Here is a 2,491-nt window from a genome sequence, read left to right on the forward strand (position 1 = left end):
TAACATTTTCATCTTTCAATGTCAACTAAGTTTTTTATTTCGTTTGTCGCTTTCGACGTTAATGTCATCGGCGACTTGTTCTATATTACACCTCTAAAGTATAATCGTCAATACGTTTTTTAAAAAACTTTATATTTTATAGATTTCATTTACGTATTTCTTCTATAAGTTATATACAAGCATCCCACAGAACAATCTATGGGGTGCTCTTCTACCATAAAAACTATTGTTCTTTCGACGGCACCGAACAACTTCCATCAGTACAAGAAAGATCGCTTCCACCCTCTGAAGAAAGTTCTTGCAACTTAGGTGCAGGATTCTCTTCTTCCCACACTTGCTGAAGTGCACCAACAAAAGTTTCAAGTGGTTGTGCACCTGAAATAGCATACTTTTGATTAATAATAAAATAAGGCACTCCCGAAATTTGATATTGCTGAGCAATCGCTTCATCAATTCTAACATCATTTGCATACGCATTTTTATCATTAATAACATTTAAAGCTTCTTGCTTATCTAAACCTGAAGCTTCAGCGATAGTAGCAAGTGTATCCACATCGCTTAAATTTTTCGATTCAGTGAAATATGCAAAAAGTAGATTTTCTGTAATCTCTTTTTCTTTCCCTTGATTCTTTGCAAACTTCGCAAGACGATGCGCATCAAAAGTATTAGTCGGCTTCATCTCATCAAAATTAAAACTTAAACCCATACTAGCTGCATGATTTCCTAACTGTACGTTATTACGCTTAGCTTCTTCAATACTAATTCCATACTTTGATGCAAGTACTTCATTAATACTTGTTCCAGAATAGATTGGAGCATTTTGGTCTAATTCAAAACTTTTAAACTCAACTTCAACATCCTTCTTATATGGAAATTGCTCTAAAGCCATCTCTAATCTGCGTTTCCCAATATAGCAAAATGGGCATACAAAATCCGACCATACTTCAATTTTCATAAAAACACCTCATTAACATTTAGTTTTCAATCATTGTAGCACTGAGATTAAGGAATTCAAAAGTTTTTGCTCTATCTCCTTCATATAGTACATACAAAAACACACTTATAGCAGAATACCTAATTAACAAAAAAACGATAATCAAAAGGATTAACTATTATCCCTCCGATTATCGTCTATATAAATGCAACAATTTTAATTATGCCGGAATATACTTCCCTACGAACTTCCATACAGTATTCCAATATTTATTCGAATCTACTTTCTCCGCTTCTCCATGTCCAGCACCTGGAACAATTAATTTCTCTTTTTCTACTTTTGCAGCATTATATACTTCATCTAACATTTCAAAAGGAACGAATGTATCAGCATCCCCATGAATGAATAACATAGGTGTTTTACTTTTCGCTACTTGTTTTACAGCTGAAGCCTCTTCTAAATCGTAACCAGCTCTTAATTTAGTAACCGTATTTGCCGCATTCATAACAGGAAACTTCGGTAAATGGAATAAATCTTTTAGTTGATAAGTAAATTCATCAATAACAGTTGAGTATCCACAATCTTCAATAATAACTTTAACATTAGAAGGTAAATCTTCTCCTGAAGTCATCATTACAGTTGCCCCGCCCATCGAAACACCAAATAGAGCTATTTCAGCATTAGGATCTTTCTTTAAGATTTGTTGAATCCAAATCAAAACATCTTTACGATCATGCCAGCCCATACCAACATAATCTCCTTCACTATTTCCATGTCCACGAAGGTCTGGTGCTATGACATTATAGCCTTGTTCATAGAAATTACGAACATATTTCGTCATTTCTGATGCTCTACCATTGTATCCATGAACTACAATTGCCCATTTATGACTAGATGGTTCATTCATATATTCATAACCTTTTAAATTTAATTTATCGAAAGAACGTATAGTTAATGTGTTAGGTTTATACTTCGATACGAAGTTTGCATTCTTTTCTTCATTTGCAGCCAATACATCTCCCGATGCACTTACCGTTTCTACTAAATGAGGATTATCTTGCAAAAATTCCTTTTCTTGTTTCGCATTTAACGCATAGTTATAAAAATAATTTCCAACTAACATATACACGATTACTAGCAGGACTAAGACTACTATAGTAATTATACTTATCTTTTTCATATTATCTCCTTTTCTAACTTAAATCTTCTTATATTAAAGTACATCAAAAACAACTGTACTATTTTAACACACTGATGAATCCTATCTTTAAGAAATAAAATAGAAAATCTTAAATTACATATAAAAAATCACGAAAGAAATTGAATAAAACTTATATAGCTACGTACTCAAAAACCTTTTTGAAAAGCGAGAAGCACTTCAAAATATTTAGCTTTGAAAAAAAGTTATAAAACACAAAAAAGACGAGTCATTCTGACTCGTCTTAAAGTTGCTTGGCGACGTCCTACTCTCACAGGGACAAGGTCCCAACTACCATCGGCGCTAGAGAGCTTAACTTCCGTGTTCGGTATGGGAACGGGTGTGACCTCTCTGCCATC

The 2,491-nt window shown here is 33.5% G+C and carries 2 protein-coding genes and 1 rRNA gene; all 3 read right to left on the bottom strand.

The annotated features are described in order from the left end of the window. Positions 1–223: 223 nt before the first annotated feature. Positions 224–955 (bottom strand): DsbA family oxidoreductase, encoded by a 732-nt coding sequence (locus ACTFP3_RS30060; protein WP_000687954.1) that lies wholly within the window; start codon positions 953–955, stop codon positions 224–226. A gap of 199 nt (positions 956–1,154) precedes the next feature. Further along, a complete protein-coding gene (locus ACTFP3_RS30065; RefSeq protein WP_033692091.1) occupies positions 1,155–2,114 on the bottom strand; it encodes an alpha/beta hydrolase in 960 nt (319 codons plus the stop codon). 270 nt (positions 2,115–2,384) lie between these two features. Continuing rightward, positions 2,385–2,491: ribosomal RNA gene (gene rrf, locus ACTFP3_RS30070) — 5S ribosomal RNA — on the bottom strand; the annotation flags it as partial.

The sequence above is a fragment of the Bacillus cereus group sp. MYBK5-2 genome (assembly GCF_051915685.1).
In the GTDB taxonomy this organism is placed as follows: domain Bacteria; phylum Bacillota; class Bacilli; order Bacillales; family Bacillaceae_G; genus Bacillus_A; species Bacillus_A cereus.

Coding starts and splice junctions, on each gene's coding strand:
- ACTFP3_RS30065 (WP_033692091.1), bottom strand. CDS start 2,114: ATGAAAAAGATAAGTATAATTACTATAGTAGTCTTAGTCCTGCTAGTA.
- ACTFP3_RS30060 (WP_000687954.1), bottom strand. CDS start 955: ATGAAAATTGAAGTATGGTCGGATTTTGTATGCCCATTTTGCTATATT.